The organism is Rhodococcus sp. GQ147, assembly GCF_059759155.1.
This window is the reverse complement of sequence record NZ_JCAXDU010000002.1, coordinates 273,569-299,410: the sequence shown is the minus strand read 5'-3', so window position 1 is coordinate 299,410 and position 25,842 is coordinate 273,569. Positions and strand designations below refer to the sequence as shown.

At 67.9% G+C, this 25,842-nt stretch carries 24 protein-coding genes; 15 read left to right on the top strand and 9 right to left on the bottom strand.

The features are described 5' to 3' along the window. Positions 1-2: 2 nt before the first annotated feature. Positions 3-149, bottom strand: coding sequence for a hypothetical protein (locus AC6CID_RS03760; RefSeq protein WP_162836409.1), 147 nt, complete (start codon positions 147-149; stop codon positions 3-5). 219 nt (positions 150-368) lie between these two features. Between AC6CID_RS03760 and AC6CID_RS03755 the strand changes: the two genes are divergently transcribed. Next, the gene (locus AC6CID_RS03755; protein WP_006553868.1) at positions 369-566 is read left to right on the top strand and encodes a hypothetical protein; all 198 of its coding nucleotides are present in this window, start codon (positions 369-371) and stop codon (positions 564-566) included. Positions 567-727: 161 nt separating this feature from the next. Here the strand turns inward: AC6CID_RS03755 and AC6CID_RS03750 are convergent, their stop codons facing one another. Beyond that, complete coding sequence (locus AC6CID_RS03750; protein WP_019288742.1) at positions 728-925, bottom strand: CsbD family protein; 198 nt, start codon at positions 923-925, stop codon at positions 728-730. A 119-nt stretch (positions 926-1,044) separates the two neighbouring features. Between AC6CID_RS03750 and AC6CID_RS03745 the strand changes: the two genes are divergently transcribed. After that, positions 1,045-1,221 (top strand): hypothetical protein, encoded by a 177-nt coding sequence (locus AC6CID_RS03745; protein ID WP_162836410.1) that lies wholly within the window; start codon positions 1,045-1,047, stop codon positions 1,219-1,221. A 29-nt stretch (positions 1,222-1,250) separates the two neighbouring features. Here AC6CID_RS03745 and AC6CID_RS03740 read toward each other — a convergent pair whose 3' ends face one another. Together AC6CID_RS03740 and AC6CID_RS03735 are read right to left on the bottom strand one after the other, a co-directional pair. After that, positions 1,251-2,270: a magnesium transporter CorA family protein gene (locus AC6CID_RS03740; protein WP_064060089.1), complete on the bottom strand. Its 1,020-nt coding sequence runs from the start codon at positions 2,268-2,270 to the stop codon at positions 1,251-1,253. Between the two features lie 57 nt (positions 2,271-2,327). After that, positions 2,328-5,828, bottom strand: a complete 3,501-nt coding sequence (locus AC6CID_RS03735) for a protein kinase domain-containing protein (RefSeq protein WP_498353594.1) — start codon at positions 5,826-5,828, stop codon at positions 2,328-2,330. Positions 5,829-5,987: 159 nt separating this feature from the next. On the opposite strand from AC6CID_RS03735, the gene AC6CID_RS03730 reads away from it, so the two are divergent. From AC6CID_RS03730 to AC6CID_RS03700, 7 genes are all read left to right on the top strand, one after another. After that, positions 5,988-6,344, top strand: a complete 357-nt coding sequence (locus AC6CID_RS03730) for a hypothetical protein (RefSeq protein ID WP_006553871.1) — start codon at positions 5,988-5,990, stop codon at positions 6,342-6,344. A gap of 7 nt (positions 6,345-6,351) precedes the next feature. Beyond that, on the top strand, positions 6,352-7,494 hold the full coding sequence (locus AC6CID_RS03725; RefSeq protein WP_498353593.1) for a class I SAM-dependent methyltransferase: 1,143 nt from the start codon (positions 6,352-6,354) through the stop codon (positions 7,492-7,494). A gap of 96 nt (positions 7,495-7,590) precedes the next feature. After that, positions 7,591-8,433, top strand: coding sequence for a Bax inhibitor-1/YccA family protein (locus tag AC6CID_RS03720; protein WP_006553873.1), 843 nt, complete (start codon positions 7,591-7,593; stop codon positions 8,431-8,433). 119 nt (positions 8,434-8,552) lie between these two features. Then, complete coding sequence (locus tag AC6CID_RS03715; RefSeq protein WP_006553874.1) at positions 8,553-9,938, top strand: cystathionine beta-synthase; 1,386 nt, start codon at positions 8,553-8,555, stop codon at positions 9,936-9,938. Positions 9,939-9,951: 13 nt separating this feature from the next. Then, positions 9,952-11,103 (top strand): cystathionine gamma-synthase, encoded by a 1,152-nt coding sequence (locus AC6CID_RS03710; RefSeq protein ID WP_019288736.1) that lies wholly within the window; start codon positions 9,952-9,954, stop codon positions 11,101-11,103. A 141-nt stretch (positions 11,104-11,244) separates the two neighbouring features. Next, positions 11,245-13,155, top strand: a complete 1,911-nt coding sequence (locus tag AC6CID_RS03705; RefSeq protein ID WP_498353592.1) for an SEC-C domain-containing protein — start codon at positions 11,245-11,247, stop codon at positions 13,153-13,155. A 149-nt stretch (positions 13,156-13,304) separates the two neighbouring features. Next, positions 13,305-14,666: a C40 family peptidase gene (locus AC6CID_RS03700; RefSeq protein ID WP_498353591.1), complete on the top strand. Its 1,362-nt coding sequence runs from the start codon at positions 13,305-13,307 to the stop codon at positions 14,664-14,666. A 92-nt stretch (positions 14,667-14,758) separates the two neighbouring features. Here the strand turns inward: AC6CID_RS03700 and greA are convergent, their stop codons facing one another. Next, a complete protein-coding gene (gene greA / locus AC6CID_RS03695; RefSeq protein ID WP_006553878.1) occupies positions 14,759-15,253 on the bottom strand; it encodes a transcription elongation factor GreA in 495 nt (164 codons plus the stop codon). Between the two features lie 247 nt (positions 15,254-15,500). After that, the gene (locus AC6CID_RS03690) at positions 15,501-15,929 is read right to left on the bottom strand and encodes a DUF4307 domain-containing protein (RefSeq protein ID WP_039584586.1); all 429 of its coding nucleotides are present in this window, start codon (positions 15,927-15,929) and stop codon (positions 15,501-15,503) included. A 162-nt stretch (positions 15,930-16,091) separates the two neighbouring features. Between AC6CID_RS03690 and mca the strand changes: the two genes are divergently transcribed. Genes mca through AC6CID_RS03675 form a run of 3 tightly spaced genes read left to right on the top strand, consistent with a single transcriptional unit; the run spans position 16,092 to position 19,325 of the window. Then, a complete protein-coding gene (gene mca / locus AC6CID_RS03685) occupies positions 16,092-16,970 on the top strand; it encodes a mycothiol conjugate amidase Mca (RefSeq protein WP_006553880.1) in 879 nt (292 codons plus the stop codon). Next, positions 16,967-17,287 (top strand): hypothetical protein, encoded by a 321-nt coding sequence (locus tag AC6CID_RS03680; RefSeq protein ID WP_006553881.1) that lies wholly within the window; start codon positions 16,967-16,969, stop codon positions 17,285-17,287. Before mca ends, AC6CID_RS03680 begins: the two co-directional genes overlap by 4 nt. A gap of 43 nt (positions 17,288-17,330) precedes the next feature. Further along, positions 17,331-19,325 (top strand): thioredoxin domain-containing protein, encoded by a 1,995-nt coding sequence (locus AC6CID_RS03675; RefSeq protein WP_498353590.1) that lies wholly within the window; start codon positions 17,331-17,333, stop codon positions 19,323-19,325. 64 nt (positions 19,326-19,389) lie between these two features. Here the strand turns inward: AC6CID_RS03675 and AC6CID_RS03670 are convergent, their stop codons facing one another. Beyond that, positions 19,390-20,307, bottom strand: a complete 918-nt coding sequence (locus tag AC6CID_RS03670; protein WP_033097237.1) for a mechanosensitive ion channel family protein — start codon at positions 20,305-20,307, stop codon at positions 19,390-19,392. 74 nt (positions 20,308-20,381) lie between these two features. Continuing rightward, complete coding sequence (trhA, locus tag AC6CID_RS03665; protein ID WP_498353589.1) at positions 20,382-21,050, bottom strand: PAQR family membrane homeostasis protein TrhA; 669 nt, start codon at positions 21,048-21,050, stop codon at positions 20,382-20,384. A 157-nt stretch (positions 21,051-21,207) separates the two neighbouring features. On the opposite strand from trhA, the gene AC6CID_RS03660 reads away from it, so the two are divergent. Next, complete coding sequence (locus tag AC6CID_RS03660) at positions 21,208-21,975, top strand: isoprenyl transferase (RefSeq protein ID WP_006553884.1); 768 nt, start codon at positions 21,208-21,210, stop codon at positions 21,973-21,975. A 74-nt stretch (positions 21,976-22,049) separates the two neighbouring features. Here AC6CID_RS03660 and coaA read toward each other — a convergent pair whose 3' ends face one another. Then, complete coding sequence (gene coaA / locus AC6CID_RS03655; RefSeq protein WP_006553885.1) at positions 22,050-22,982, bottom strand: type I pantothenate kinase; 933 nt, start codon at positions 22,980-22,982, stop codon at positions 22,050-22,052. A gap of 151 nt (positions 22,983-23,133) precedes the next feature. Here coaA and AC6CID_RS03650 point away from each other — a divergent pair, with 151 nt between their 5' ends. Further along, a complete protein-coding gene (locus tag AC6CID_RS03650) occupies positions 23,134-24,324 on the top strand; it encodes a DUF885 domain-containing protein (protein WP_498353588.1) in 1,191 nt (396 codons plus the stop codon). A 95-nt stretch (positions 24,325-24,419) separates the two neighbouring features. Next, on the top strand, positions 24,420-25,715 hold the full coding sequence (gene glyA, locus AC6CID_RS03645) for a serine hydroxymethyltransferase (protein WP_006553887.1): 1,296 nt from the start codon (positions 24,420-24,422) through the stop codon (positions 25,713-25,715). Positions 25,716-25,842 lie beyond the last annotated feature (127 nt).

Genomic DNA, 25,842 nt, shown 5'->3' with positions numbered 1-25,842 from the left:
GATCAGGCGCCGCGCGCGGAGAAGATCGAGGTGTAGTCGTGGGGACCGCCCACTTCGGCGACAGCGGTGACGGGTTCGGTCTCGGCGTCGGTCTCCGGAGTGGTGGGCGCGAGGAAGAGGGGTCCGTCGAATTCTTTGTTCTGGCTCATGGCCGTCCTTTCGGGTGCGGCCGGGTAGACCCGGCCGTGGGGCAGTGCGAAGAAGAGGGGCCGCGGTACACGCGGCGGGGAACTCTCACGTCCGGTTCGGAACCTTCGGGCACTGTGGTGCGAGGTTGCTCATCATGTGCGAGCCGAACGATGTCTCCACCCTACACCAGAAGGTTCGCGCGACGTTTGACCGGCGAGTCGCGTGGGAAGACACTCGGCATGGCTACCTACAGAGTGATCGACCCGACCGGGAACGTCGTGGATACCAAGGAAATCGAGAGCGCGGACGACGCGCACGCCTGGTTCGTCGACCAGCGCGCCGACAACAGCGAACTCGGCTGGCGTATGGAGGCGCAGAACGAGCAGGACGGTACCTGGCACTTCTTCGACGACACCGAAGGCACCTCCTCGAAGTAGTCCCGGCAGCACCCCGTGAGAGCGGGGTGCTGCACGCACCGACACAGCGCGGTGCCGAGCACCTCGACAGCGCGGTGCCGAGCACCTCGACAGCGCGGTGCCGAGCACCTCAACAGCGCGGTGCCGGTAGTCGCAACTACCGGCACCGCGCAGTTCAAGGGCTACTTCTTGAAAGCGTCCTTGACGTTCTCGACGGCGTCCGAGACCTTGTCGCCTGCCTGCTTCAGACCGCTGGAGGCCTGGTCGCCGCGACCCTCGGCTTCGAGATCACGATCGCCGGTCGCCTGACCGGTGTTCTCCTTGATCTTGCCGCCCGCTTCTTCTGCCTTGTGCTTTGCCTTATCGACGAAGTCGGCCATGGGGTCCTCCTGTGTCATCGAACGTTGCTCTGACGGAGTACCCCACCCGAACAGCCTGAAACCGAACACGACCGGCTCGTCCGTGTCAGACTTCGACACAGACAGCCAGGAGGAGACCGATGTCGCATCCCACCAACTCCGGTCCCGAGAACAACGACCCGATCGGGGACGCGCCCGACGCCGATCCCGAACTCGTCCGCGACGGGCCGGTGCAGCGCCGGCGTTCGGCGGGTGCGGTGATCGCAGCCGTCGCGGTGGTCGTCGTGATCGTCGTGCTGCTCGTAGTTTTCCTCTGAACAGAGCCGTTCACCGAGCAACGCGGGGTTCACAACCAGTCGCGGCGCTTGAAGAGCACGTAGAGAACGATCGCCGACACGACCATGATCCCGACCCCACTCATCAGTCCCCAGGCCTCGCCTACTCCGGGATAGGGCACGTTCATGCCGTACCAACCGGTGACGGCCGTGGGGACGGCGATGATCGCGGCCCATCCCGTCAGTTTCTTCATGACGATGTTCAGGCGCGCGTCCTGCAGCGACAGGTTCGTCTCGAAGACGGTGTTCACCATCTCGCGCAGTGAATCGGTCCACTCTGCAGCACGCATCACGTGGTCGTAGAGGTCGTTGTAGGAACTGTCGAGTTCGGGGTGGTGGTTGCTCTCGGCGCGGGTCCGCAGGACGGCATTGACGACCTCGCGCATCGGCAGCACGACCCGCCGGAGCTGCACGAGTTCCTTGCGGAGCCGGTAGACGCGTCGCTGGATCTGCCGGGTGGAGGCGCCGTCCTCGAAGAGGCAGTCCTCGAGGTCCTCGGCGGCGTCGTCGAGTTCCTGGATGGTCTCGAACTGCCCGTCGACGACCGTGTCGAGCAGGCCGTGGATCAGCGCACCCGGTCCGTACTGCAGCAGGTCGGTGTTCTCGTCCCACCTGCGCACCGCCTCGTCGATGTCGAAGGGAGTGCCGCGGCGAACGGTGACGACGCCGCGGGGCAGGACGAAGGCGGAGATCCGGGTGGTGCGGAGCCGGGACTCGTGCGCCTGATTCTCGTCCTCGGAATCCGGAAACAGGTGTGTCGCGTAGACCGTGAGGAAGGTATGGGTGGCGTAGCGGGTGGCCTTCGTGCGCTCGCCGTGTGCGAGCGAATCCTCGACGGCGTGCGGGTCGAGGTTCCATTCCTCGGCGAGTTCGAGCAGAGCCGTGTGCTCGGGATTCCACAGATCCACCCAGACGAGGGCCTCGGGATCGGCGAGATGCTCCGAGACGGCTGAGAGCGGGAAACCTTCGTCGGCGAGTTTCCCGTGGGCCCACCGCCGGGTCCGGATGGAGTTGTCGTATCGGTCCGTCACCTCGGCAGTGTCCCCGAAATCGGCGGGCTTCACACCGCGTTCCCGTCACGACCGGGCTCACACGACAGGACGATGCTCGGTGTCCACCAATCGCAGCACCTCGTCGACGAACCCGAGGTCGATCCGTGGCCGATCGTCAGGCCGCAGACCCTGTTCGATCCGTACCCGCATCGAGGTGAGCGTGGCGATCACGTGTGGCCCGCCGTCGGTCAGATAGCGCACCATTCCGCGCGCCGCGCACGCGTCGACCACGACGGCCAGGGTCTCCTCGGCCTCCTTGATGCGTCCGGCCGCGTGCAGGCAGGAGGCGAGCAGACGGTGGGCCTGCAGGTGGGCGCGGGGACGCGAGGTGGTGCGCTGTACCCACATCCGCGCCCATCCGACGGCCTGTTCCGACGCCTCGGGCTCCCCGTTCTCGCTGAGCAGCCGGATCGCGGTGGAGTCCTCGATCTGGAGGGTGATCTCGACGGTTCCGTCGGGGTGGGGTGTGGTGTTCTCCGGCATCGTGCGTGTCGAGGGGCCTGGAGTGGCGATTCCGAGCCGGACCCGTTCGTTCTCGATGCGTGCCCGCAGGCGCGGCAGGTCGTGCAGCGCCGCGACCCGCAGTCCTTCGGTGAGCAGGGCGACGGCTTCCTCCCGGTTGCCCTGCAACATCTTCAGGCGCGCAGCGGTACCGAAGCGAGCGATGAGGAAATCCGTTCCACCGCCTTCTATTCCGAGCAGGTTGCTCTCGTCGAGCAGTGCTTCGGCCTCGGCGGTCCGTCCCTGTTCGTAGAGCAGCTCTCCGAGCATGGCAGCGGCGAGACGCCCTCCGTGGGTGTGGATTCCGCCGTTTCGTCGCGCTCGGCGCAGCGCTGTGCGGAAGTACTTCTCGGCCGAGGCGACGTCGAGTCGTTCGTTCGCGGCGATGCCGCACAGGCACTGACCGTAGATCGACGCGAACGGTCCGCGGGTCTCGCGGTGGTAGGGCTCCGCCCATTCCTGCCGCCGGATCGCTGAGGTGAAGTCGAAGCGGAAGATGTCGGCGTACGAGGCGAAGTCGGCTGCGGCCGCCACCACCCACGGGTGCACGGAGGTCGGATTCTCCAGGCACGGCGCGATGAGTTCGTAGATGCCGTCGATGCGGTCGGAGTTCATCAGGATCGACGCCTCGACGGCATCCGCCTCGATGTGGAGTGCTTCGACGTCGTAGCTGTCCGTCACCCCACGGTCGAGCAATTCCCGTACTGCCGCGAGGGTTCTGCGGCATCGGTCCAACCGCAGCAGCGCACTGTTCGCCCAGGCCTGCGTGAGCAGCAGGCGCGGATCGTTTGCGACGGCCCGCGGCGGCAGTTTGTCGATCAGGGCGAGCAGCGTGGCGATGTGCCCGTGCTCCATCAGGTACATGCCGTCGTCGGCGAGCAGGTCGACGGCGAAGTCGGTGTCGTTGGCGGCGAGGGCGTGGTCGACGGCCTCCTGCAGCATGCGGTTGCGGGCGAACCAGTCGGCGGCGGTGCGATTCAGGTCCGCGACCTTCTCGGGATGGTCGCGTTCGAGACGTCGACGCAGGAAGTCGAGGAACAGGTGGTGATAGCGGAACCACACGCGTTCGTCGTCGACGTGCCGCAGGAACAGGTCGCGTTCCTCCGCCTCCTCGAGCATCGCCTGGCTGCGCGGATCGCCCGTGAGCGCCGCGGCGAGGCTGCCACTGATCGATTCGGTGATGCTCGTCGCGAGGAGGAATTCGTACATCCGGGGTTCGAGACCGGCCAGCACGTTGTCGGCGAGGAACTCACCGATCGCGTGGTGCCGACCGGTGATGTTCTCGATGAGCCACGACGGATCGTCGCTGTCGCGCAACGACAACGACGCGAGCTGCAGGGCTGCGGCCCAGCCCTCCGTGGTGCGGGTGAGATCCTCCACGTCCTCGGGGCCGAGGTCTATCCCGCCGATGTCGCGCAAGAAGGCGTTCGATTCGTCCACCCCGAACCGCAATGCCGTCGAATCGACCTCGACCAGCTCGTCGCGAACACGCATGCGGCTGAGCGGAAGTCCGGATCGGTTGCGGCTCGTCACCACGAGCTGCAGGTGATGGCATCCGCGGTCGAGCAGGAACTCGAGGGCAGCGACGGTCTCCGTCGACGTGACGCGGTGCCAGTCGTCGATCACCAGCGTCGCCGCGGTGTCGGTCCGGTGCAACTCGTCGATGAGCGTGCACAGTACGTACCGTTCGGCCTCGTCGCCGTGCGCGTCGAGGATCTGGCCCAGTTCGCGCGCGAGGACCGGCCGGATCTGCTTCATGGCCTCGACGAGGTGCGCGAGGAACCACAGGACGTTGTTGTCGTCGCTGTCCACCGTCAACCACGCGACCGGCACTCCCTCGGCGGCGAGTACGTTGCGCCACTGCGTCGCGAGGGTGGACTTACCGAAGCCGGTGGGGGCGTGGATGGCGACGAGACGGCGTCGTCCGCCTGCCCGCAGGAACGAGATCAGACGGCTGCGTTCGATCAGAGGACGTGAGGTCGAGGGCGGCCGGAACCTGGTCGACGGTGCGGTGGACGGACCGGTGCGTCCCGAGACCGTGGACGACCGGCCGGAGACCGTCGAGGCCGGTCCGGTGAGCGGTGGCGCCGAACGCGGCGGGAGCGGGCCGGACGGCGGTGACCCGGGCAGCGCCATCTCGTCGATGGGCAGGTTGTGGGCGCGCTGGACGTCGCGGAGCAGATCGCCGAACTCGGCGGCCGTCTGCGGCCGGTCCTCGGCATCGGTCGCCATGCCGCGCTCGAGGGCCTCGCACACGTCGTCGGGGATGCCCTCGCCGCGCAGGTCGGGGACGGGCTCGGAGGTGATGCGCACGAACTGCGCGACGATCTTCTCACCCTCCTTCCGCTCGAAGGCGGCGTGACCGGTGATCGCCGCGAACAGGGTCGCGGAGAGGCCGTAGACGTCGGCGGCCGGAGTCGCGGCATGACCGCGCAGCACCTCCGGTGCCGTGAACGCGGGGGAACCGGTGATCTCACCGGCAGTGGTGCGGAAGCCGCCGCCGACGCGGGCGATACCGAAATCCGTCAGCTGCGGTTCGCCGTACTCGGTGAGCAGGATGTTGCCGGGCTTGATGTCGCGGTGCAGGACGTCGGAACGATGCGCCGTCTCGAGTGCACCGGCGACCTTCACCCCGATCCGGACCGCCTCCGGCCAGGCGATCGGTCCGTGCCGCCGGATGCGGGTGTCGAGAGAGTCGTGCGGGTGATAGTGCATCACCAGATAGGGCAGGCCCGTGTCCGTCGCGCCGGCCTGCAGCACGGTGACGATGTTGGGGTGGCCGGAGAGCCGCCCCATCGCGCGTTGCTCGCGTAGGAAGCGTTCGAGATCGGCGGGTTCGGGGGAGCGGCGCAGCACTTTCACCGCGACGTCGCGGTCGAGTTCGGCCTGCCGGCAGCGGTAGACCACACCGAAGCCGCCGCGGCCGATCTCCACGGCATCGGTGAAACCGGCATCGTGCAGCGCGCGCACGATGTCGGTCTCTGCGACGTCGACAATCGGCGCGCGCTGAGTGGCGGCCGGATCGTTCTCGGTCATCGGCGCAATCACCTCGGGAAGCCGTTTCCCCAGGATAGTCTCGAAATGTGCACGCCCGCCGCAGATCGTGCGTCGCCCCTGTTCTAACGTGGTCCGGCCGGACCACGGTGCCTCACCGGGAACGGACGAAACGACACTGCGACCAGAAGTGGGACATAGATGAAGAAGACTCTCGCGGCGCTGTTCGGTGCAGGTGTGGTCCTGCTTGCGGCGGCGTGTGGATCCTCGGACGGATCCGACTCGGCCGAGGAGACCACCACCACGACGAGCACCTCGGCTTCGGCGGAGGCCGGCACCTCGGGCACCAGCGTCGAACTCGGTAAGAGCTACGAGGAGAACTGCGAGGCTCTGCTGCCCTACCTCGACGAGCTCGAGGAGTGGGGGCAGGACCGCGTGGCAGCTGCCCAGGCCGTCGCCGACGCCCAGCAGCAGCTCCCGGCCTGGCAGGATCTCAGCGAAGAGGAGCAGGCCGACACCCTGCGTGCCATCGAGAACGCCGGAAAGGGCGAGTGCTGACGGTCGAGTGGTGATCGACGAGTTGTACGACAGGTTGAGGCGCTTCCCGGATGTGGAAGCGCCCAACCTGTTCGCCGTCGACGGGGCCGATCGCCTGCTCCTCGACGAAGCCGCGCCCGCACTGGAATCCGCAGCGCCGGGCACGATCGTGGTCGTCGACGACCAGTACGGCGCCCTGACCCTGGGTGCGGCCGTCCGGTTCGGCGCGGAGCGGATCCGGGTGCATCAGGACTCGGTGGTGGCCGAACGCGCCCTGGCTGCGAACGCCGAGCGTGAGGATCTCACCGACCGCTACCGTTCCTGCGGACTCGACGCGGACCTGCTCGCCGGTGCCCGAGTGGTACTGCTGCGTCTTCCCCGTTCGCTGTCGGCGCTCACCGAGATCGCCGAGATCGTGGCCCGCCACGCCGACCCCGAGGTCGTCGTGTTCGCCGGTGGCCGCGACAAGCACATCAGCCTTGCGATGAACGACGTCCTCGCTGCGTCCTTCGCAGAGGTCCGCGCGTCGCGGGGACGGCAGAAGTCGCGTGTGCTCACCGCGCGCCGAGCAACGCCCGGACCGGCCTCGTATCCCGTCCGTGAGAGGCTCGACGAACTCGGCCTCACCGTGGTCGCGCACGGGGCCACCTTCGCCGGCCCGCGCCTCGACATCGGTACCCGTTTCCTCCTCGACTTCTTCCCCCGTCTCGACTTCCCCCGTAACGACACGGACGAGCAGATCGCGGTGGATCTCGGCTGCGCCACCGGCATCCTCGCCGCGATGCTCGCCCGGCAGCTGCCCGACGTTCGCGTGATCGCGACCGATCACTCCTCCGCCGCCGTCGCCTCCGCCGCGGAGACGGCCGCCGCGAACGGGCTCGCCGACCGGATCGACACGCTCCGCGACGACACCGCGAGTTCGATCGCCGCCGGGTCGGTCGACCTCGTGGTGTGTAATCCGCCCTTCCACATCGGCGCCGCCGTGCACACCGGCGCGGCCCACAAGATGTTCGACGCCGCAGCCCGGATCCTCCGCCCGGGAGGACAGATGTGGACGGTCTACAACCGCCACCTCGACTACCGCCCCGCGCTGGCGGGCATCGTCGGGCCGACCCGCGTCGAGGGCCGCAACCGCAAGTTCACGGTGACCAGGTCGGTACGGAGCCGGTAGAGTCCGATTAGTCCGAGCTTTCTCGACGAAACGGGAACTCGTGAGGTTACTGCCTCGTTGAACGGACAGAAGCGACCACGAGAAGGGAAGTGCACGGTGCGCACCACCAGTAACCCGGTGTTCCGCAACCTGCCCAAGCAAGAGGGCGGCGGATACGCCACGTTCGGCTCTGCGACGGCGGGCGCCGCGCAGGCCACCCAGCAATTCGGTCAGCCCCAGACGGATCCGTGGGCACGTCCCACCGACCAGCGGACCATGACGATCGACGATGTCGTCACCAAGACCGGCATCACGCTCGGCGTGCTCGCCGTCTCGGCACTCATCTCCTACGTCCTGGTCAACTCCAACGTCGGCCTGGCAGCTCCGTTCGTCATCGGCGGCGGTCTGATCGGCCTCGTCCTGGTGCTGGTCGCGACGTTCGGCCGCAAGATGGACAACCCGGCGATCGTCCTCGCCTACGCGGTGGCGGAAGGCTTCTTCCTCGGCGCGCTGTCGTTCATGTTCACCGACATCACGTTCGGTGGCGCCGGCGGCGCGACTCTGATCGCGCAGGCCGTCCTCGGTACCTTCGGCGTGTTCTTCGGCATGCTCGTCGTGTACCGCACCGGCGCCATCCGCGTCACGCCGCGCCTGACCCGCATGATCGTCGGCGCCCTCGTCGGTGTCCTGGTCCTGGCGCTGGGCAACCTCGTCGCCGGCTTCTTCATCGACGGTGGCCTGGGCCTGCGCGACGGCGGCCCGATCGCCATCATCTTCAGCCTCGTGTGCATCGGCATCGCGGCGTTCAGCTTCCTGCTGGACTTCGACTCCGCCGATCAGCTGATCCGCGCACAGGCCCCCGAGAAGGCCGCCTGGGGCGTCGCCCTCGGCCTGACCGTCACCCTGGTGTGGCTGTACGTAGAGATCCTGCGACTGCTCAGCTACTTCCAGAACGACTAGCAGTACGCCATGAAGACCCCGGACCACGGTCCGGGGTCTTCGTCGTTTCCCAGGGGGTGTTTTCCCAGGGGTGTACACCTTCACCCTGTCGGAAAGCCACGACGTGGGAACATGGAGTCATGCGCATTGCGGATTCCGTCATCGACCTCATCGGAAACACCCCCCTCGTCAAGCTCAACACGGTGGTGAAACCCGGATCGGGGCTCGTAGCGGCGAAGATCGAATACCTCAATCCCGGCGGCAGCTCCAAGGACCGTATCGCGGTGAAGATGATCGATGCGGCCGAAGCGTCGGGCGAACTGAAGCCGGGCGGGACGATCGTCGAGCCCACCTCCGGCAACACCGGCATCGGCCTGGCCCTGGTCGCGCAGCAGCGCGGCTACAAGTGCGTGTTCGTGTGCCCCGACAAGGTCGGCGAGGACAAGCGCAACGTGCTGCGGGCCTACGGTGCCGAGGTGGTCGTGTGCCCGACCGCGGTCCCGCCGGAGCACCCCGACAGCTACTACAGCGTCTCCGACCGTCTCGCCCGTGAGCTCCCCGGTGGCTGGAAGCCCAACCAGTACTCCAACCCGGGGGGCCCGGCGAGCCACTACGAGACCACCGGCCCGGAGATCTGGAACGACACCGACGGCAAGATCACGCACTTCGTCGCTGGCGTCGGCACCGGCGGCACCATCTCGGGTACCGGCCGGTACCTCAAGGAGGTCTCCAACGGTGCGGTGAAGGTCGTCGGCGTCGACCCCGAGGGCTCGGTGTACTCGGGCGGCACCGGCCGGCCGTACCTCGTCGAAGGTGTCGGTGAGGACTTCTGGCCCTCGGCCTACGACCCGTCGATCCCCGACGAGATCATCGCCGTCTCCGACGCCGACTCGTTCGAGATGACCCGTCGCCTCGCCCGCGAGGAAGGCCTGCTCGTCGGTGGCTCCTGCGGCATGGCCGTCGTCGCCGCACTGCAGGTTGCCGAGCGCGAGGGCCCCGACGCGGTCGTTGTCGTGCTGCTGCCCGACGGTGGTCGCGGCTACATGTCGAAGATCTTCAACGACAAGTGGATGGCCAGCTACGGCTTCCTCCGCGCGCCGCTCGACGGCAAGCCCGACGACTCCACCGTCGGCGACGTGCTGCGCGGCAAGAGCGGCGACCTGCCCGACCTCGTGCACACCCACCCGTCCGAGACGGTGCGCGACGCCATCGAGATCCTTCGGGAGTACGGCGTCTCGCAGATGCCGGTCGTGGGTGCCGAACCGCCCGTCACCGCAGGTGAGGTGGCTGGTTCGGTCAGTGAGCGCGAACTGCTCAGCGCCGTCTTCGAAGGTCGCGCGAATCTCGCCGATCCGGTCGAGAAGCACATGAGCCCGCCGCTGCCGAACATCGGCGTGGGCGAGTCGATCGACTCCGCCACGAAGGCGTTCGGCGACACCGACGCGCTCATGGTGATCGACGACGGCAAGCCCGTCGGTGTCATCACCCGCCACGACCTGCTCGGATTCATCTCTCAAGGCCGATAGGACACAGATCTTCATGACAGACCAGAACCAGCACGGTTTCGCGACCCGCGCCATCCACGCCGGGTACGAGCCCGACCCCCAGACCGGTGCCGTCAACGTGCCGATCTACGCGTCGTCGACCTTCGCCCAGGACGGCGTCGGCGAGATGCGCAACGGCTTCGAGTACGCCCGCACCGGCAACCCCACCCGTCGTCCCCTCGAGGCGAACCTCGCCGCGCTCGAGAACGGCACCTACGGCCGGGCGTTCGGCTCGGGCATGGCCGCTACCGACTGCCTGCTCCGTTCGGTGCTGCGTCCGGGCGACCACCTCGTCATCCCCAACGACGCGTACGGCGGCACCTTCCGTCTCATCGACAAGGTGTTCACGCAGTGGGGGATCGAGTACACCCCGGCCGCGATCAACGACGCCGACGAGGTGCGCGCGGCCGTGCGCCCGAACACCAAGCTCGTGTGGGTGGAGACGCCCACCAACCCGCTGCTCAACATCGGCGACATCTCGGCGCTCGCCGACATCGCGCACGAGGGTGGTGCCAAGCTCGTCGTCGACAACACCTTCGCGTCGCCGTACCTGCAGCAGCCGCTCACCTTCGGTGCCGACGTCGTGCTGCATTCGACCACCAAGTACATCGGTGGTCACTCCGACGTCGTCGGTGGCGCGCTGGTGACGAACGACGAAGAGCTCGACGCCGCCTTCGCGTTCCTGCAGAACGGTGCGGGCGCCGTGCCGGGCCCGTTCGACGCCTTCCTCACGCTGCGCGGCATCAAGACGCTCGCGGTGCGGATGGAGAAGCACTCCGACAACGCCGAGAAGCTCGTCGACTTCCTGTCGGGACATTCCGCCGTGACCAAGGTGCTGTACCCGGGTCTCGAATCGCATCCGGGCCACGAGTACGCGGCCAAGCAGATGCGTCGCTTCGGTGGCATGATTTCCGTGCGCCTCGCCGGTGGCCGCCAGGCCGCGCTGGACTTCTGCAAGCGCACCGAGATCTTCACCCTCGCCGAGTCGCTCGGTGGTGTGGAGTCGCTCATCGAGCATCCGGGTGCGATGACCCACGCCTCCACGGCCGGGTCGCTGCTCGAGGTCCCCGAGGATCTCGTCCGGCTGTCGGTGGGTATCGAGGATGCCGCCGACCTGCTCGCCGACGTCGAACAGGCGCTCGGCTGACACACCGGTCGTAGAAGACAGGAGAAGAAGGCGTCCCGAAGGACGCCTTCTTCTCCTGTCGATCGGGAAAACATCGACGGCGACGTGCGGAAGGAACCGCATAGCCCCCGGAAGCACTGCCGGGCGCCGTACGATCACGTGGTGACGGACAGCGAACATCCCGAATCCGCCCTGTGGGACACCGTGCTCGACACGGTACGGCGCCATGGACCCATGACGATCGACGAGGTGGCCGATCATCTCGAGGAGCACGGATTCGGCTCGGCCGAGCAAGTGATGATCGATCTCGAACAGTCGGAACCGCATCCGCTGTTGATGTGGTTGTCCGACGACCGTGTCGCGGCGACGGATGCGCTGTTCGAGGGCAGGATGCTCACACACCGCCTCACCGCGGACGAACTCGACCGGCACGCGATCCCGGTCGACGACATCGAACCGCTCCTGCTGCTCGTCTCCGAGGACGACGAGTTCGATCTCGTGCAGCCCGGTGGATTCGAAGCTGCTGCCACGCAAAACGATCCGGATTCGGATGAGATCGTCCGCAAGGAGACGATCGTCTTTCCCGAAGGAGCCCTGGCGGGTCACGAGGCGGGAGACCTGCTCGCACTCACCGTGCGGGACGGTCGCTTGTCGTTCGCTCCGGTCGACGACGAAGTCCGAAGTAGTGAGGCCGAATTCGTGCACGCGCTCGAACAGACCATCGCCCGCCAGCAGGTGGCGAGCCTCGGGGGCGCCTTCCTCGACGTGCTCGCCGATGTACCGGACGCGTTCTCCGCGCCGTCCCTGCCGCTCGGTGACTTGCTCGCCGGAGCCGGTCTGGTCCGCCGCGGAGACCTGGTGGCACCGAACGGTTTCGACTTCGACGGATACTCCGACCGGGCAATGTTCGAGATCTATGCCGAACAGCTCGGGATCCCCGTCGACGCCGTGCCCGGCGTGGCCCTGTTCGCGTCGCTGGTCGAAGCCCTCGAACGCGGCGACGACGCCGAACTCGACGAGCGTTTCGCCGTGGGAAAATCCGGTCTGTACTCGGTGCTGTCCGATCCCGAGATCGCCGAGACCGTCTACGACGAACTGGTGGGGGAGAAGCTCGCGCCCGAGGCGATCGAACAGGCCGCGCTGTGGCTGCTCGACCATGCGCCGCGACGTGCGGCGGGGGCAGCGCACTGGATCGCCGGTCGCGCGGCCGAATCGACCGGACGCCTCACGGAAGCCGAACGGCACTACGAGCGCTCGGCCGACCTCGACTCCGCCTTCGACCTCCCGTTGTTCGACCTCGCGCGCTTCGCTTCCGATCGCGGGGACGCGATACGGGGGCTGTCTCTGCTCGCCCGGGTGCCGGGCGGCGACGAACATCCCCTCCACGAAGTGCTCGAACGGTACCGGCCGAAGGAGGTCCCGGGGCTCGGCCGCAACGACCGCTGCTGGTGCGGGTCGGGCCGCAAGTACAAGGCGTGCCATCTCGGGCGCGCCGAGCACTCGCTCGAGGAACGCTCCGACTGGCTGTACATGAAGGCGGCCATGCACGCCCTCGAACCCGGATGGGCCGAACAGCGGGTCGCGCTGGCGGAGGCGCGTTCCGGCTACGGGGACGACGACGCGGTGGCCGAGGCCGTCGCCGATCCTCTCGTCGAGGACGTCCTGCTCTTCGATGCCGGCGCCTTCGCGGATTTCGTCGAGCGTCGCGGTGAGTTGCTGCCCGAGGACGAGGCCGAGCTCGCCCGCTCGTGGCTGGCGGTCGAGCGTTCGGTCTTCGAGGTCGAGGCGAGTGCGCCGGAGGAGTCGCTCACGCTGCGCAACGTCCGTAGCGATCGGGTGGTGGAGGTGTCCGCGCCCTGGCTCGCGGGTGAGGTGCCCGCCGGGACGTTGCTGTGCGCCCGTGTGATGCCGGTGGGGGAGGACCGGTGGGTGATGCCCGGCGGCTGCGAACCGGTGACGAAGGATCAGCGGGACACGCTCGTCACGCTGCTGGACGAGGACGCGGTCGATGCGGTGGACATCATGGACGTCCTGACCCAGCCGGACGCCGCAGACTTCTATCCGGAACCGTAACTCCGGACCCTCAGGAAGCACCGGTCCCACTGGTCCCAGTACTAGAACGTGTTCCTGAATATATGTGATAAGAACATCCGGAAGCCGCACTGGTGATCGACCTCACAGCTACGGTGAGAGCGGTTGATGGATGGATGTGGGGGTAGCGGATGTCGGTGGACCCGTCTGCGGTCATCGTGGCAGTGGCTACGGCAGCAAGTGCGCTCGTTCAGGGCGTGGACCTACCAGCAGAGATCAAGGATCAGATCAACGGGGCGATCGAGTCGTTCGAGGCAACTGCCGAGAACGCCGACACGGATGTGACGAATCTCGTCGCGTCCTTGCCGGAACCGATGCGGCAGGGAGCACAACAGGCGGTCGCGGATGCGACGACGGCGGTCGCGGGAGCGATCGAGCCGCATCTGCCCGACGACGCGGCCGCGGCCCTGCACCCCGCAGATCCGCAAGCAGCTCCGCCCGCTCTGGCGCCCGAACCTCCGGCCGCGCGTCCCGGGCCCTTCGGAATACCGGTCCAACCCCCGGCGACCGGTGTGGTCGGGAACCCGCAACCCGGTCCCACGATCCCGGGCACCGGGATCACGTTGCCGTCGATCCCGGCGATCCTTCCCGGAACGCGACTCGCACCCATCGGTGCGATCGCAGTGTTCGCGCCGTGGCTGAAGAAGGCCGGCGAACTGTGCGAAGGGGTCTCCGCGCCGGTCCTCGCGGCCCTCTACTCCGCCGAGAACGGTTTCCGGTACGGCCCGACCGCGCCGGTCTCGCCGGTCGGCGCCCGCGGCCCGGGACAGTTCATGCCCGGCACCTGGGACCAGTACGGCAAGGACGCCGACGGTGACGGCAAGGCCGACGTCCTCGGCATCGCCGACCCGGTCATGGCGTCGGGCAACCTCCTGTGCGACAACTACAAGCTCATCGACGACTGGAAGAAGCGCGGACTGGTCGAAGGCGACACCCTCGATCTGACCCTCGCGGCCTACAACGCCGGCGTCGGCGCGGTGAAGCGCTCGGGTGGCATGCCGTCCGGTCATCCCGACTACGAGAACCAGACGAAGCCCTACGTCGCGAAGATCCGCGCGACCGAGCACGTCTTCGCCCGCATGCTCTCGCCGTTCCTGGGTCTGGGCATCGGAGGCGGAGCCGGCGACGTCGGTAATCGCATCGTCGACCTTGCCTTCAAGTACCTCGGCCTGCCGTACGTCTGGGGTGGCGGCAATATCAACGGGCCGTCCGGCGGCGGTTTCGACTGCTCCGGCCTGACGTCGTACGCGGTCTTCGCCGCGACGGGCATCACGCTGCCGCGCACGTCCGAGACACAGTGGCACATCGGCACCGAGGTGCCGCTGTACGCGGCGCGCCCCGGCGACCTGCTGTTCGGCAACTGGCAGGCCGGCGGACCCGGTCACGTCGCCATCTACATCGGTGGCGGGCAGATGGTGCACGCACCCACCACCGGCGACGTCGTGCGGGTGGGGCCGGTCTTCCCCGACATGAAGGCGCGGCGCATCTTCTGACACCTTCCGTGAACACGCGAAAGGCCCGACCGAGAGAATCCGGTCGGGCCTTTCGGCTGCAGAGGGGACTGCCGCGGTGCGGCACTCGGCGATCAGCCGCGGTAAGGTTCCGCGCTCACCAGTGTCACCTTCATGGTGTTGCCGTTGGGCAGCGTGTACTCGCGGGTCTCGCCGACCTTCGCGTCGATCAGGGCGCCACCGAGGGGCGAGCTGGGGGAGTAGGTCTCGAGCTCGCTGTTGCGGGCACCTTCTTCGCGGGTCGCGATCAAGAACGTCTCCGTGTCGGTCTCGTCGCCGGCGTAGTAGACGGTGACGACGGAACCGGGGAGGGCCACGCCCGACTCGGTCGGAGCGACGCCGACCTTGGCGGTGCCCAGCAGCTCCTGGAGCTGACGGATACGGGCTTCCTGCTGGCCCTGCTCCTCGCGGGCCGCGTGGTAGCCGCCGTTCTCCTTGAGGTCGCCTTCCTCGCGACGCTCGTTGATCTCGGCGGCGATGACAGGACGATTCGCGATGAGCTGGTCCAGCTCGGCCTTGAGCCGGTCGTACGACTCCTGCGTCAGCCAGGTCACCTGGGTCTCGGTCATCCTCGATCACTTCCTTCGGGTTGGAGCCCCCGGCTCCGTGGACAAGTCGTGCACATGCAACGACCGCGACAGCACGACCCCCGTCGTCCCCCCTGGTTGTCAGGCTGAACGGAAGTCGTACTGTCTGTTGATGCTCTTATGCAGCAATACACGGCCCCAAAGGGTGGAACCGTGTATCCGGCTATTTTAGCATCACTATCGTCGCTGCTCCGGAAAAGCGCAGGAAGCCGCTGGTCGCGGTAGATTCCTAGGGTGCGCGGAGGTAGTCGGGAGCCTCGGTGCTGCAGCCGTAGGTATCGCCCATTCCGGGGCGTTGTGACGTCTTGACCGTGGATGTCAGCACGACCGTCTGCGAATCGGACGCCGGGATGAGGACCTCGCGCCGTCCGGTCTCGCTGCCGTCCTTCGACCGCGCCCGGATGATGCAGACAGCATCCTCGGACGGATCGTCCCGCGTGACCTTGAGCTGGATGTCGATGGTGCTGTCGTCGATGATCTCGAAGGCGAGGACCTCCGACTCGATCGGAGCCGAGTTGTTCTGGAACAGCACGAACGCCACGACGAGCCCGGCGAGCAGACCGGCGATGGTGAAACCCCAGCGCTTGCCGCGTGTCGACACGCGGGGCCCGGGGTACCGGGAGGAGGGGTACCGGTCGGTGGGCAGGGTGTTGCTCATCACTTTGCTTTCACAGCGGAACGATGGATCGGGCGTCGCCGCAGGGTCACGGCTGACGTCGGAATTATCAGGTGGAACTATAGAGGACGGATCCGTAGCGACCGCGACGCGGGCGCAGGGTCGGTTCCGGCGAAGCAGACGACGTGAGGTGGAGGAATACACGTGAGCGGACTACGGCTCATGGCCGTGCACGCCCATCCCGACGACGAGTCGAGCAAGGGCGCGGCCACGATGGCCCGGTACTCGGCCGAGGGACACGAGGTCCTGGTGGTCACGCTCACGGGCGGAGAGCGCGGCGACATCCTGAACCCCGCCATGGACGTGCCCGGCATTCGCGAACGCATGAGCGAGGTGCGTCAGGAGGAGATGGCCGAGGCCGCCCGCATCCTCGGGGTGCGGCACCAGTGGCTCGGCTTCGTCGACTCCGGACTGCCCGAGGGCGACCCCAAGCCTCCGCTGCCGGAGGGCTGCTTCGCTGCGATCCCGCTCGACGAACCGGTCCGCCGGCTCGTGCAGTCGGTGCGCGAGTTCCGCCCCCACGTCATGACCACCTACGACGAGAACGGTGGCTACCCGCATCCCGACCACATCCGGTGCCACGAGGTGTCGGTCGCGGCCTACGAAGCGGCCGCGGATCCGGATTTCCATCCCGAGCTGGGCGAGCCCTGGGCGGTGAGCAAGCTCTACTATTCGCACGGTTTCATCCGTAAGCGGCTCGAGCTGTTCCGCGAGGAGTACGAGCGTCGCGGGGAGCCGTTCCCGATGGAGCAGTGGCTCAACAAGTGGCGCACCGAGCAGGGCGACATCATGGGGCGCGTGACCACCCAGATCACCTGTGGCGACTACTTCCCGAAGCGCGACGACGCGCTGCGGGCCCACGCCACCCAGATCGACCCCAACGGATCCTTCTTCGCGGTGCCGTTGGACATCCAGCAGAAGGTGTGGCCGACCGAGGAGTTCGAGTTGGCCAAGACCCGCGTGAGCACGGTACTTCCCGAGACGGATCTGTTCGCGGGCATCGAGGACGGACAGGGCAAATGACGATAGGCACGCTCGCGGTCGATGTTCTGGCCGTCGAGATTCTGGCCCAGGAGCCGACCGGCCCCGAGTTCGGCAAGGCGTCTCCGCTCGGACTGGCCATCGTGGTGGTCCTGCTGGTCGCGACCGCTCTGCTGATCTGGAACATGAACAAGCGGCTGAAGAAGCTGCCCGAGAACTTCCAGCCGGAGCATCCCGAACCCGACCAGGCCGTGGACGACGGCACGCTGCCGGGTGCGATGCCCGGCGGAGCCGAGGAGAAGGCCGGCGGCACGAAGGCCACCGGTCCGGAACGTCCGGAACCCACCAAGGGAAGCTGACGACCGGCCGTCACCGGCGGTGCTCCTTCCGTAGCGTGGGGGCATGGCGAACCGACTGGCCGACGCCCTGAGCCCTTATCTGAGGCAGCACGCCGACAATCCGGTCCACTGGCAGGAATGGGGCGACGTCGCGCTCGCGGAGGCGCGCGAGCGCGACGTGCCGATCCTGCTGTCGATCGGGTACGCGGCCTGCCACTGGTGTCACGTCATGGCACACGAGTCGTTCGAGGACGAGGCCACGGCCGCTGTCATGAACGAGAACTTCGTGTGCATCAAGGTCGACCGTGAGGAACGGCCGGACATCGACGCGGTCTACATGAACGCGACCGTCGCCATGGCCGGTCAGGGCGGATGGCCGATGACCTGCTTCCTCACCCCCGACGGCTCGCCTTTCTACTGCGGCACGTATTACCCGAACACGCCGCGCGGCGGCATGCCGTCTTTCGTCCAACTTCTCGAGGCCATCACCCAGACCTGGCGCAACCGGCGCGATGAGGTCTCGCAGGCCGCCGACGCCGTGGCCACCGAACTCCGTCGCAGCAGCGGGGGACTGCCCGTCGGGGAGGCCGCTGTCGAGGCGGTCCTGCTCGACGCGGCGGCCGCTGCGATCGCCACCGACGAGGATCGCGAACACGGCGGCTTCGGGGGCGCACCCAAGTTCCCGCCGTCCAACCTGCTCGAGGGCCTGCTGCGCGGATACGAGCGCACGCGCTCCGCCGACACGCTCGGTCTCGTCGAGCGCACGACCGACGCGATGGCGCGAGGTGGGATCTACGACCAGCTCGGTGGCGGTTTCGCCCGCTACAGCGTCGACTCCGCCTGGACGGTGCCGCACTTCGAGAAGATGCTCTACGACAACGCGCTGCTCCTACGGCTGTACGCGCACCTCGCGCGGGTGACCGGCGCGGAACTGCCGACGCGGGTCACCCGGGAGACCGCCGAATTCCTGCTGCGCGACCTGCTCACCACCGACGGCGGATTCGCCTCGGCGCTCGACGCCGACACGGACGGGGTCGAGGGCCTGACCTACGTGTGGACCCCCGATCAGCTCGTCGAGGTGCTCGGCGCGGACGACGGCCGGTGGGCCGCGGAGGCCTTCACCGTCACTCCCGGCGGAACCTTCGAACACGGCACCTCGGTGTTGCAGCTGCTCGACGAGCCCGACGATCCGGCCCGTCTCGCCGACGTGCGGGCACGCCTGTTCGCGGCCCGGCAGGATCGCGCGCAACCCGGACGCGACGACAAGGTCGTCACCGCGTGGAACGGCTTCGCGATCACCGCACTGGCAGAGGCCGGCATCGCACTGGGCGAACCCGCCTGGATCGACGCGGCGGCGAGGTGCGCGCGGTTCCTGCTCGACCGGCACCTCGTCGATGGACGACTGCGCCGCGCGTCGCTCGGAGGTGTCGTCGGATCTCCGGTGGGCGTGCTCGAGGACTACGGAGCACTCGTCACCGCGCTGCTCGCCGTCCATCAGGGGACCGGGGATCGGAGCTGGGTCGAGCGCGCGCGAGAACTCGCCGACGTCGCGCTCACGCAGTTCGCGGATCCGGAACGTCCCGGGAGCTGGTTCGACACCGCGCACGACGCCGAATCGCTGGTCGCCCGGCCGCGCGATCCGGTCGACGGGGCGACGCCGTCGGGGGCGTCGCTGATCGCCGAGGCGTTGCTCGGTCTGTCCGCGCTGGTGCACGACGACCCCCGCTACGCCGATGCCGCCGCGCTGTCGCTGTCGGCGGCCTCGATCCTGCTCGAGAAAGCGCCGCGTGCCGGAGGGCACTGGCTGACCGTGGCCGAGGCGTCGGTGCGCGGTCCGCTGCAGGTCGCCGTCGCGGGTGGCGGCGCACTCCTCGACCTCGCGCGCCGGCTCGCACCGGGGGGAGCGATCGTGGTGGGCGGCGAACCCGACTCGTCGCCGCTGCTCGATGGTCGGCCGCTCGTCGACGGAGCATCCGCGGCCTACGTGTGCCGGGGCTTCGTGTGCGATCGGCCGGTGACGACGGAGACGGATCTGCGCGAGGTGCTCGCCGCGCCCTGACTCGTCGGGGCCAAGCGGTGCCAGGGGCGGTGAATCGGTGCGCTCGGTCCTCTACTTCGAGGGTCTAGCTGCTCACGGCGGCTGCGACCGCGACGTTCGGCGACTCGATGCCGTTCTGATCGAACGCCTCGAGCACCGCGCGGGTGAGACTGCGGCGGATCGCCCACTGCTTCCCGGCGCGCACGCGCACGGTCAGCCGCAGCGTCACCGCACCCGCCGTCACGGAGTTGACCCCGAGCAGTTCGGGCTTCTCCAGGACGTCGGGTGCGATGTCCTCGCGTTCGACGCCGTCGAGTACGGCCCGCAGGGCGATCTGGCAGGCGCGGTCGACATTGGAGGTCGGTGCGATGGGTACGTCGATCACGGAGACCGCGTGGCCCTGGCTCATGTTGCCGACGCGCAGGATCTCGCCGTTGCGGCAGAACCACAGGGTGCCGTCGATGTCGCGGACGGTCGTCACGCGCAGGCCGACCGACTCGACGGTGCCCACCGCGTCGCCGAGGTCCACCACGTCGCCCACACCGTACTGGTCCTCGAGCAGCATGAACATGCCCGAGATGAAGTCCCGCACGAGGTTCTGCGCACCGAAACCAAGAGCAACGCCGGCGATACCGGCCGAGGCGATGAACGGCGCGACGTTGAAGCCGAGCGTGTCGAGCGTCTGCAGCACCACCCAGACGAGCACGACGACCGACACACCGGACTTGAATACCGAGCCGATCGTCTGGGCACGCTGGATCCGGCGTTCGCGCGCGTAGGGATCACCGATGGCGCGTTCGGCGCGTTCCTGCAGCGGTGCGAGGAACGATCGGCGGGGCTTGCCGGATTTCTCACGCGGCTTCGTCATGCGGTCGATCAGTCGGTGGAGGACGAAGCGGAGCACGATCGCGACGACGATGTAACTCACGATCGCGAGCGGCCGGTGGATCAGCCAGTCCCTGTTGGTCTCGGTCAGTTCGAAGGCGAGCAACGGAATAGACATCCCCCGCGAGTCTACAAACGGGTGCCGGAGGCTTCAGGTGGTGTGAGAAGTTGCACGAAGCGGTCGGTGAGGTTTCAACCGAGAATCACGAGCCACACCGCTATCGCGTGACACAGTGCCGCGATGACCGTGGCCGCGTGAAAGAACTCGTGGTGCCCGAACGTCGCGGGCCACGGATCGGGCCAGCGGGTCGCGTAGAGGATCGCTCCTCCGCTGTAGAACAGCCCTCCGACCAGCAGGAGCAGCATGGGAGCGAGACCGACTTCGGCGACCAGCTGTCCGGCAACGGGCACGATGGCCCATCCGAGCAGCAGATACAGCGGCACACCGACCCAGCGCGGCGCCGTAGGCCACAGCATCTTCAGGGCCACGCCCGCCAGCGCGCCCGCCCACACGACGATCAGCAGCGGTCGCCCGGACTCCGGGGGCAGGGCGAGTGTCGCGAACGGGGTGTAGCTGCCGGCGATGAACACGAAGATCATCGAATGGTCGGCGCGCTTCATCCACACGCGGGACCGGGGCCCCCAGTTCAGGCGGTGGTAGAGCGCGCTGACGCCGAACACACCGCACACGGTGAGGCTGTAGATCGTCGCGGGGAGTACGGCGTCCGGGCGGTCGGCGAGGAAGGCGGCGGCCGAGACGAGGGTGACGCCGGCGATGACGGCCACACCGAAGGCCCAGGCGTGGATCCATCCGCGCATCCGCGGTTTGACGGGTAGTTCCTCGAGGCCGAGTGCCGTCATGCGTGCGCTCCTCTCGGTACCGATCAGTAACCTACGCACCCGTAGGTTTGTTCCGTCGTCACGTTACAGCCCGTGAGGGCGCTCCGGGAGACTCTGTGACCACCGACGCGACCGTCCGTACGCCTGGGCGTAATGTGACTCGCGTGGTGATGACGGGGTGAGCGTCCGCGGACTGCTGTACCGGCTCTACGAGCGCAGGCTGCTGAAGGAACTCGACGGAGCACGGCATCCGCGACACGTCGCGGTCATGTGCGACGGCAATCGGCGTTGGGCGCGCGAGAACGGCTTCACCGACGTCAGTCACGGCCACCGCGAAGGTGCCAAGAAGATCGCCGAGCTGCTGAGCTGGTGCGACGCGGCCGGTATCGAGACGGCGACGATCTACCTGCTGTCCACCGAGAACCTCCGGCGCGACCCGGAGGAGCTCGATGCTCTGCTCGAGATCATCTCCGACGTGGTGGAGGAGATCTCCGCGCCCGGCCAGAACTGGGGCGTGAAGATCGTCGGCACCACCGACCTGCTCCCGGCCGACCACGCCAAGCGGCTGCACGAGGCCGCGGCCGGCACCGCGGGCCGGACGGGCACGCACGTCAACGTCGCCGTCGGGTACGGCGGTCGCCAGGAGATCGTCGACGCGGTGCAGTCGCTCCTGCGGGTGCGCTACGCGCAGGGGTTGCGTGGCGAAGAGCTCGTCGAGTCCGTGACGGTCGACGGTGTCGACAGCCACCTCTACACGTCCGGTCAACCCGATCCGGACCTCGTGATCCGTACCTCCGGCGAGCAGCGACTGTCCGGATTCCTGCTCTGGCAGTCCGCCTACTCGGAGATCTGGTTCACCGAGGCGTACTGGCCCGAGTTCCGCCGGGTCGACTTCCTGCGCGCGCTGCGCGACTACGCCGCCCGGCACCGCCGGTTCGGCGCCTGACGGCACCCGCCGGTTCGGCGCCTGACGGCGCCCGCCGGTTCGGCGCCTGGAACAGGGCCGAGCGGCGGGGCGCGTCAGAGCTTGCGCAACCGGAGCCGGTTGATGGCGTGATCCGAGTCCTTGCGCAGGACCAGGGTCGCGCGGGGACGCGTCGGCAGGATGTTCTCCACCAGGTTCGGCAGGTTGATCGAGTGCCAGATCTCCTTCGCGGCACTCATCGCGTCCCGGTCCGACAGGTTCGCGTAGTGGTGGAAGTGCGCCTCGGGATCCGCGAAGGACGTCTTACGCAGCGCGAGAAAGCGTTCCACGTACCACTTCTCGATGTCCTCGATACGCGCGTCGACGTAGATCGAGAAGTCGAACAGGTCGGAGACCATCAACCGCGGACCGGTCTGCAGCACGTTCAGGCCCTCGATGATGAGGATGTCCGGCTGCCGCACGATGTGGTACTGACCCGGGATGATGTCGTACGAGATGTGGGAGTAGATCGGCGCCGCAACCTCTTTCGCTCCCGACTTGACCTCGGTGACGAACCGCAGCAGTTTGCGCCGGTCGTAGCTCTCGGGAAAACCCTTGCGGTGCATGATGTTGCGCCGCACCAGTTCCTTGGTGGGGTAGAGGAACCCGTCGGTGGTCACGAGATCCACCCGCGGGTGATGGTCCCAGCGTGCCAGCAACGCCTGCAGCACACGGGCCGTGGTGGACTTGCCGACCGCCACCGAACCGGCCACACCGATCACGAACGGCACCTGCTGGTCGGGATGCTTCTCCCCGAGGAAGGTCGCGGTCGCGGCGAACAACCGCTGCTTCGCTGCGACCTGCAGGTGGATCAACCGGGCGAGGGGGAGATACACCTCCGCGACCTCCGCGAGGTCGATCTGCTCGCCCAGGCCCCGAAGCCCGATGAGTTCGTCCTCGGTGAGGACGAGGGGAGTCGACTTCCGCAGCGTCCGCCACTGCTTGCGGTCGAACTCGACATACGGGCTCGGTTCGTTCAGACGAGCCATCGGCACGGCTTCCCGGTGGCGCGGCGGATGCGGCGTTGCATGTCCATGTAACGGATTGTGCTCGCTGACACAGGAGGATGCCTCCCCGGGGTCCCCACCCCGGCGGGTTCTCCCGTGTCGGGTCGCCGACGAGCGACTACGCTCGGCCGGTATGGGAGCCGACGACTTCGTGAACGAATATCTGCTGCTGGGCCTGGCTTTCGACCGGCTCGAGGACGGGTACGTCGACGCCTACACCGGCGATCCCGCGCTGCGGCGGAAGGTCGAGAACGCCCCGACCCCCGATTCCCGTGATCTATCACACACCGCGCGACGCCTGCGGGACGAACTTCCCGGTGCGGCACTGTCCGACGAGCGCACCCGTTTCCTCGACGTGCATCTGCGCGCCCTCGACTGCTCGGCCCGCAAGTTCGCGGGGGAGGAGATCGGTTTCGTCGACGAGGTCGAGGCATACTTCGACGTCCGCATCGCGCCCGGCGACGAGGACACCTACCGCGACGCGCACCGTCGCCTCGATGCGTTGCTGCCCGGCACCGGATCGCTCACCGAACGGATGCAGGCCCACCGCAAGTCCGATGTGATCCCCGCCGATCGTCTCGCCGAATGCGTCGACGCGTTCTCGAGCGCTCTACGGGAGAAGGTGCGGGCGGTCTACCCATTGCCCGACACCGAGCGTGTCGAGTACGAGATCGTCGGCGACAAGCCGTGGTCGGGCTTCAACTACTACCTCGGCGACTACCGTTCGCGGGTCGCGATCAACTCCGATCTCGAACAGACGATGGCGCACCTGCCGCGGCTGATCGCGCACGAGGCGTATCCCGGGCACCACACCGAGCACTGCCGCAAGGAGGCCGGTCTCGTCGCCGGCGGTCAGGCCGAGCAGACGTTGTTCCTCGTCAATACCCCGCAGTGCCTCATGGCGGAAGGGCTCGCCGATCTTGCGCTCGAAGCGATCGTCGGCCCGGGCTGGGGGGAGTGGGCGCAGGACATCTACGCCGATCTCGGGCTCCGGTTCGACGGCGAACTGGCCGAGCAACTGTCCGAGGCGTCCGAGCAGTTGCTCTCGGTGCGGCAGGACGCCGCGCTGCTGCTCCACGACCGCGGGCGCAGCCACGACGAGGTCGTGGAATTCCTGCAGCGCTGGTCGCTGTCGAGCCCCGAACGTGCCCGGCAGTCGCTGCGGTTCCTGTCGTCGCCGTTGTGGCGCGCCTATATCAGCACCTATGTGGAGGGCTACCGGCTCCTCGGCAGCTGGCTCGGGCAGGTTCCGGCCGGAGCCGAGCGCGCCGACCGTTTCCGGCGCCTGCTCGACGAACCCCTGGTGCCCAGCAGCCTGCGGTGAACCGCAGGTCGCTCGGGGACCGGCTTCCGGAGCGGTGGACGGCCTTCGTAGACTGGAGGACGTATCCCTGACGTCCTCTGCTTGGAGAAACCTCGATGACCGCTGCGCCCGGCGCCGACGTGAACACTGCCGCACTGAACGACCTCGATCCCGAGGTCGCCGAGGCCATGGCCGGCGAGCTGTCGCGTCAGCGCGACACGCTCGAGATGATCGCGTCGGAGAACTTCGTGCCGCGCGCCGTCCTCCAGGCCCAGGGCAGCGTCCTGACCAACAAGTACGCCGAGGGTTACCCCGGTCGTCGCTACTACGGCGGCTGCGAGAACGTCGACGTCGTCGAGGACCTCGCCCGTAACCGCGCCAAGGAGCTCTTCGGCGCCGATTTCGCGAACGTGCAGCCGCACTCGGGTGCGCAGGCGAACGCGGCGGTGCTCATGGCGCTGATGACCCCCGGCGAGAAGCTGCTCGGTCTCGACCTCGCGCACGGCGGCCACCTCACGCACGGCATGAAGCTCAACTTCTCCGGCAAGCTGTACGACGTCGCGTCCTACGGGGTCAGCAAGGACGACCACCGCATCGACATGGACGAGGTCCGCGACATCGCGCTGCGCGAGAAGCCGAAGGTCATCGTCGCCGGCTGGTCCGCCTACCCGCGCCACGAGGACTTCGCCGCTTTCCGCTCCATCGCCGACGAGGTCGGTGCCTACCTGTGGGTCGACATGGCGCACTTCGCCGGTCTGGTCGCCGCAGGCCTGCACCCGTCGCCGGTGCCCTACGCCGACGTCGTCTCCACCACCGTGCACAAGACCCTCGGTGGCCCGCGTTCCGGCCTGATCCTCGCCAAGCAGGAATGGGCGAAGAAGATCAACTCGGCCGTCTTCCCCGGTCAGCAGGGCGGACCGCTCATGCACGCGATCGCCGCGAAGGCCGTCGCGCTGAAGATCGCCGCGAGCGACGAGTTCAAGGACCGCCAGCGGCGCACCCTCTCCGGTGCCCGGATCATCGCCGACCGCCTGTCGCAGTCCGACGTCGCCGACAAGGGCATCTCGGTGCTCACCGGTGGCACCGACGTGCACCTGGTCCTGGTCGACCTGCGCAACTCGCAGCTCGACGGCCAGCAAGGTGAGGACGCCCTCCACGAGGTCGGCATCACCGTCAACCGCAACGCCGTGCCGTTCGATCCGCGTCCCCCGATGGTCACCTCGGGCCTGCGCATCGGCACCCCGGCGCTCGCGACCCGCGGTTTCGGCGACGAGCAGTTCACCGAGGTCGCCGAGATCATCGCGCAGACGCTCGTCGGTGGCGCCGACGCCGAGTCGCTGCGGACCCGCGTGAGCGCCCTGGCACAGTCCGTGCCGCTGTACGAGGGCCTCGAGGACTGGCGTCTGATCTGACGGCTTCCTACTGTCGCCGACCGGCCCGCACCGATCTCCGGTGCGGGCCGGTCGGCGTATCAGGGGTCGAGACATCCCACCGTAGGGCTGGTTAGGGTAGCCTACGCATGCCGACACTGTCGGTGCC

Excerpts from the sequence above, each read along its gene's own strand:
- AC6CID_RS03715 (WP_006553874.1), top strand. The coding sequence starts at position 8,553 with ATGCGCATTGCGGATTCCGTCATCGACCTCATCGGAAACACCCCCCTC.
- AC6CID_RS03730 (WP_006553871.1), top strand. The coding sequence starts at position 5,988 with ATGAAGAAGACTCTCGCGGCGCTGTTCGGTGCAGGTGTGGTCCTGCTT.
- AC6CID_RS03750 (WP_019288742.1), bottom strand. The coding sequence starts at position 925 with ATGGCCGACTTCGTCGATAAGGCAAAGCACAAGGCAGAAGAAGCGGGC.
- glyA (WP_006553887.1), top strand. The coding sequence starts at position 24,420 with ATGACCGCTGCGCCCGGCGCCGACGTGAACACTGCCGCACTGAACGAC.
- AC6CID_RS03710 (WP_019288736.1), top strand. The coding sequence starts at position 9,952 with ATGACAGACCAGAACCAGCACGGTTTCGCGACCCGCGCCATCCACGCC.
- AC6CID_RS03650 (WP_498353588.1), top strand. The coding sequence starts at position 23,134 with ATGGGAGCCGACGACTTCGTGAACGAATATCTGCTGCTGGGCCTGGCT.
- AC6CID_RS03755 (WP_006553868.1), top strand. The coding sequence starts at position 369 with ATGGCTACCTACAGAGTGATCGACCCGACCGGGAACGTCGTGGATACC.
- AC6CID_RS03670 (WP_033097237.1), bottom strand. The coding sequence starts at position 20,307 with ATGTCTATTCCGTTGCTCGCCTTCGAACTGACCGAGACCAACAGGGAC.
- AC6CID_RS03735 (WP_498353594.1), bottom strand. The coding sequence starts at position 5,828 with ATGACCGAGAACGATCCGGCCGCCACTCAGCGCGCGCCGATTGTCGAC.
- AC6CID_RS03675 (WP_498353590.1), top strand. The coding sequence starts at position 17,331 with ATGGCGAACCGACTGGCCGACGCCCTGAGCCCTTATCTGAGGCAGCAC.
- AC6CID_RS03680 (WP_006553881.1), top strand. The coding sequence starts at position 16,967 with ATGACGATAGGCACGCTCGCGGTCGATGTTCTGGCCGTCGAGATTCTG.
- AC6CID_RS03690 (WP_039584586.1), bottom strand. The coding sequence starts at position 15,929 with ATGAGCAACACCCTGCCCACCGACCGGTACCCCTCCTCCCGGTACCCC.
- AC6CID_RS03760 (WP_162836409.1), bottom strand. The coding sequence starts at position 149 with ATGAGCCAGAACAAAGAATTCGACGGACCCCTCTTCCTCGCGCCCACC.
- trhA (WP_498353589.1), bottom strand. The coding sequence starts at position 21,050 with ATGACGGCACTCGGCCTCGAGGAACTACCCGTCAAACCGCGGATGCGC.
- coaA (WP_006553885.1), bottom strand. The coding sequence starts at position 22,982 with ATGGCTCGTCTGAACGAACCGAGCCCGTATGTCGAGTTCGACCGCAAG.
- AC6CID_RS03700 (WP_498353591.1), top strand. The coding sequence starts at position 13,305 with ATGTCGGTGGACCCGTCTGCGGTCATCGTGGCAGTGGCTACGGCAGCA.
- greA (WP_006553878.1), bottom strand. The coding sequence starts at position 15,253 with ATGACCGAGACCCAGGTGACCTGGCTGACGCAGGAGTCGTACGACCGG.
- AC6CID_RS03745 (WP_162836410.1), top strand. The coding sequence starts at position 1,045 with ATGTCGCATCCCACCAACTCCGGTCCCGAGAACAACGACCCGATCGGG.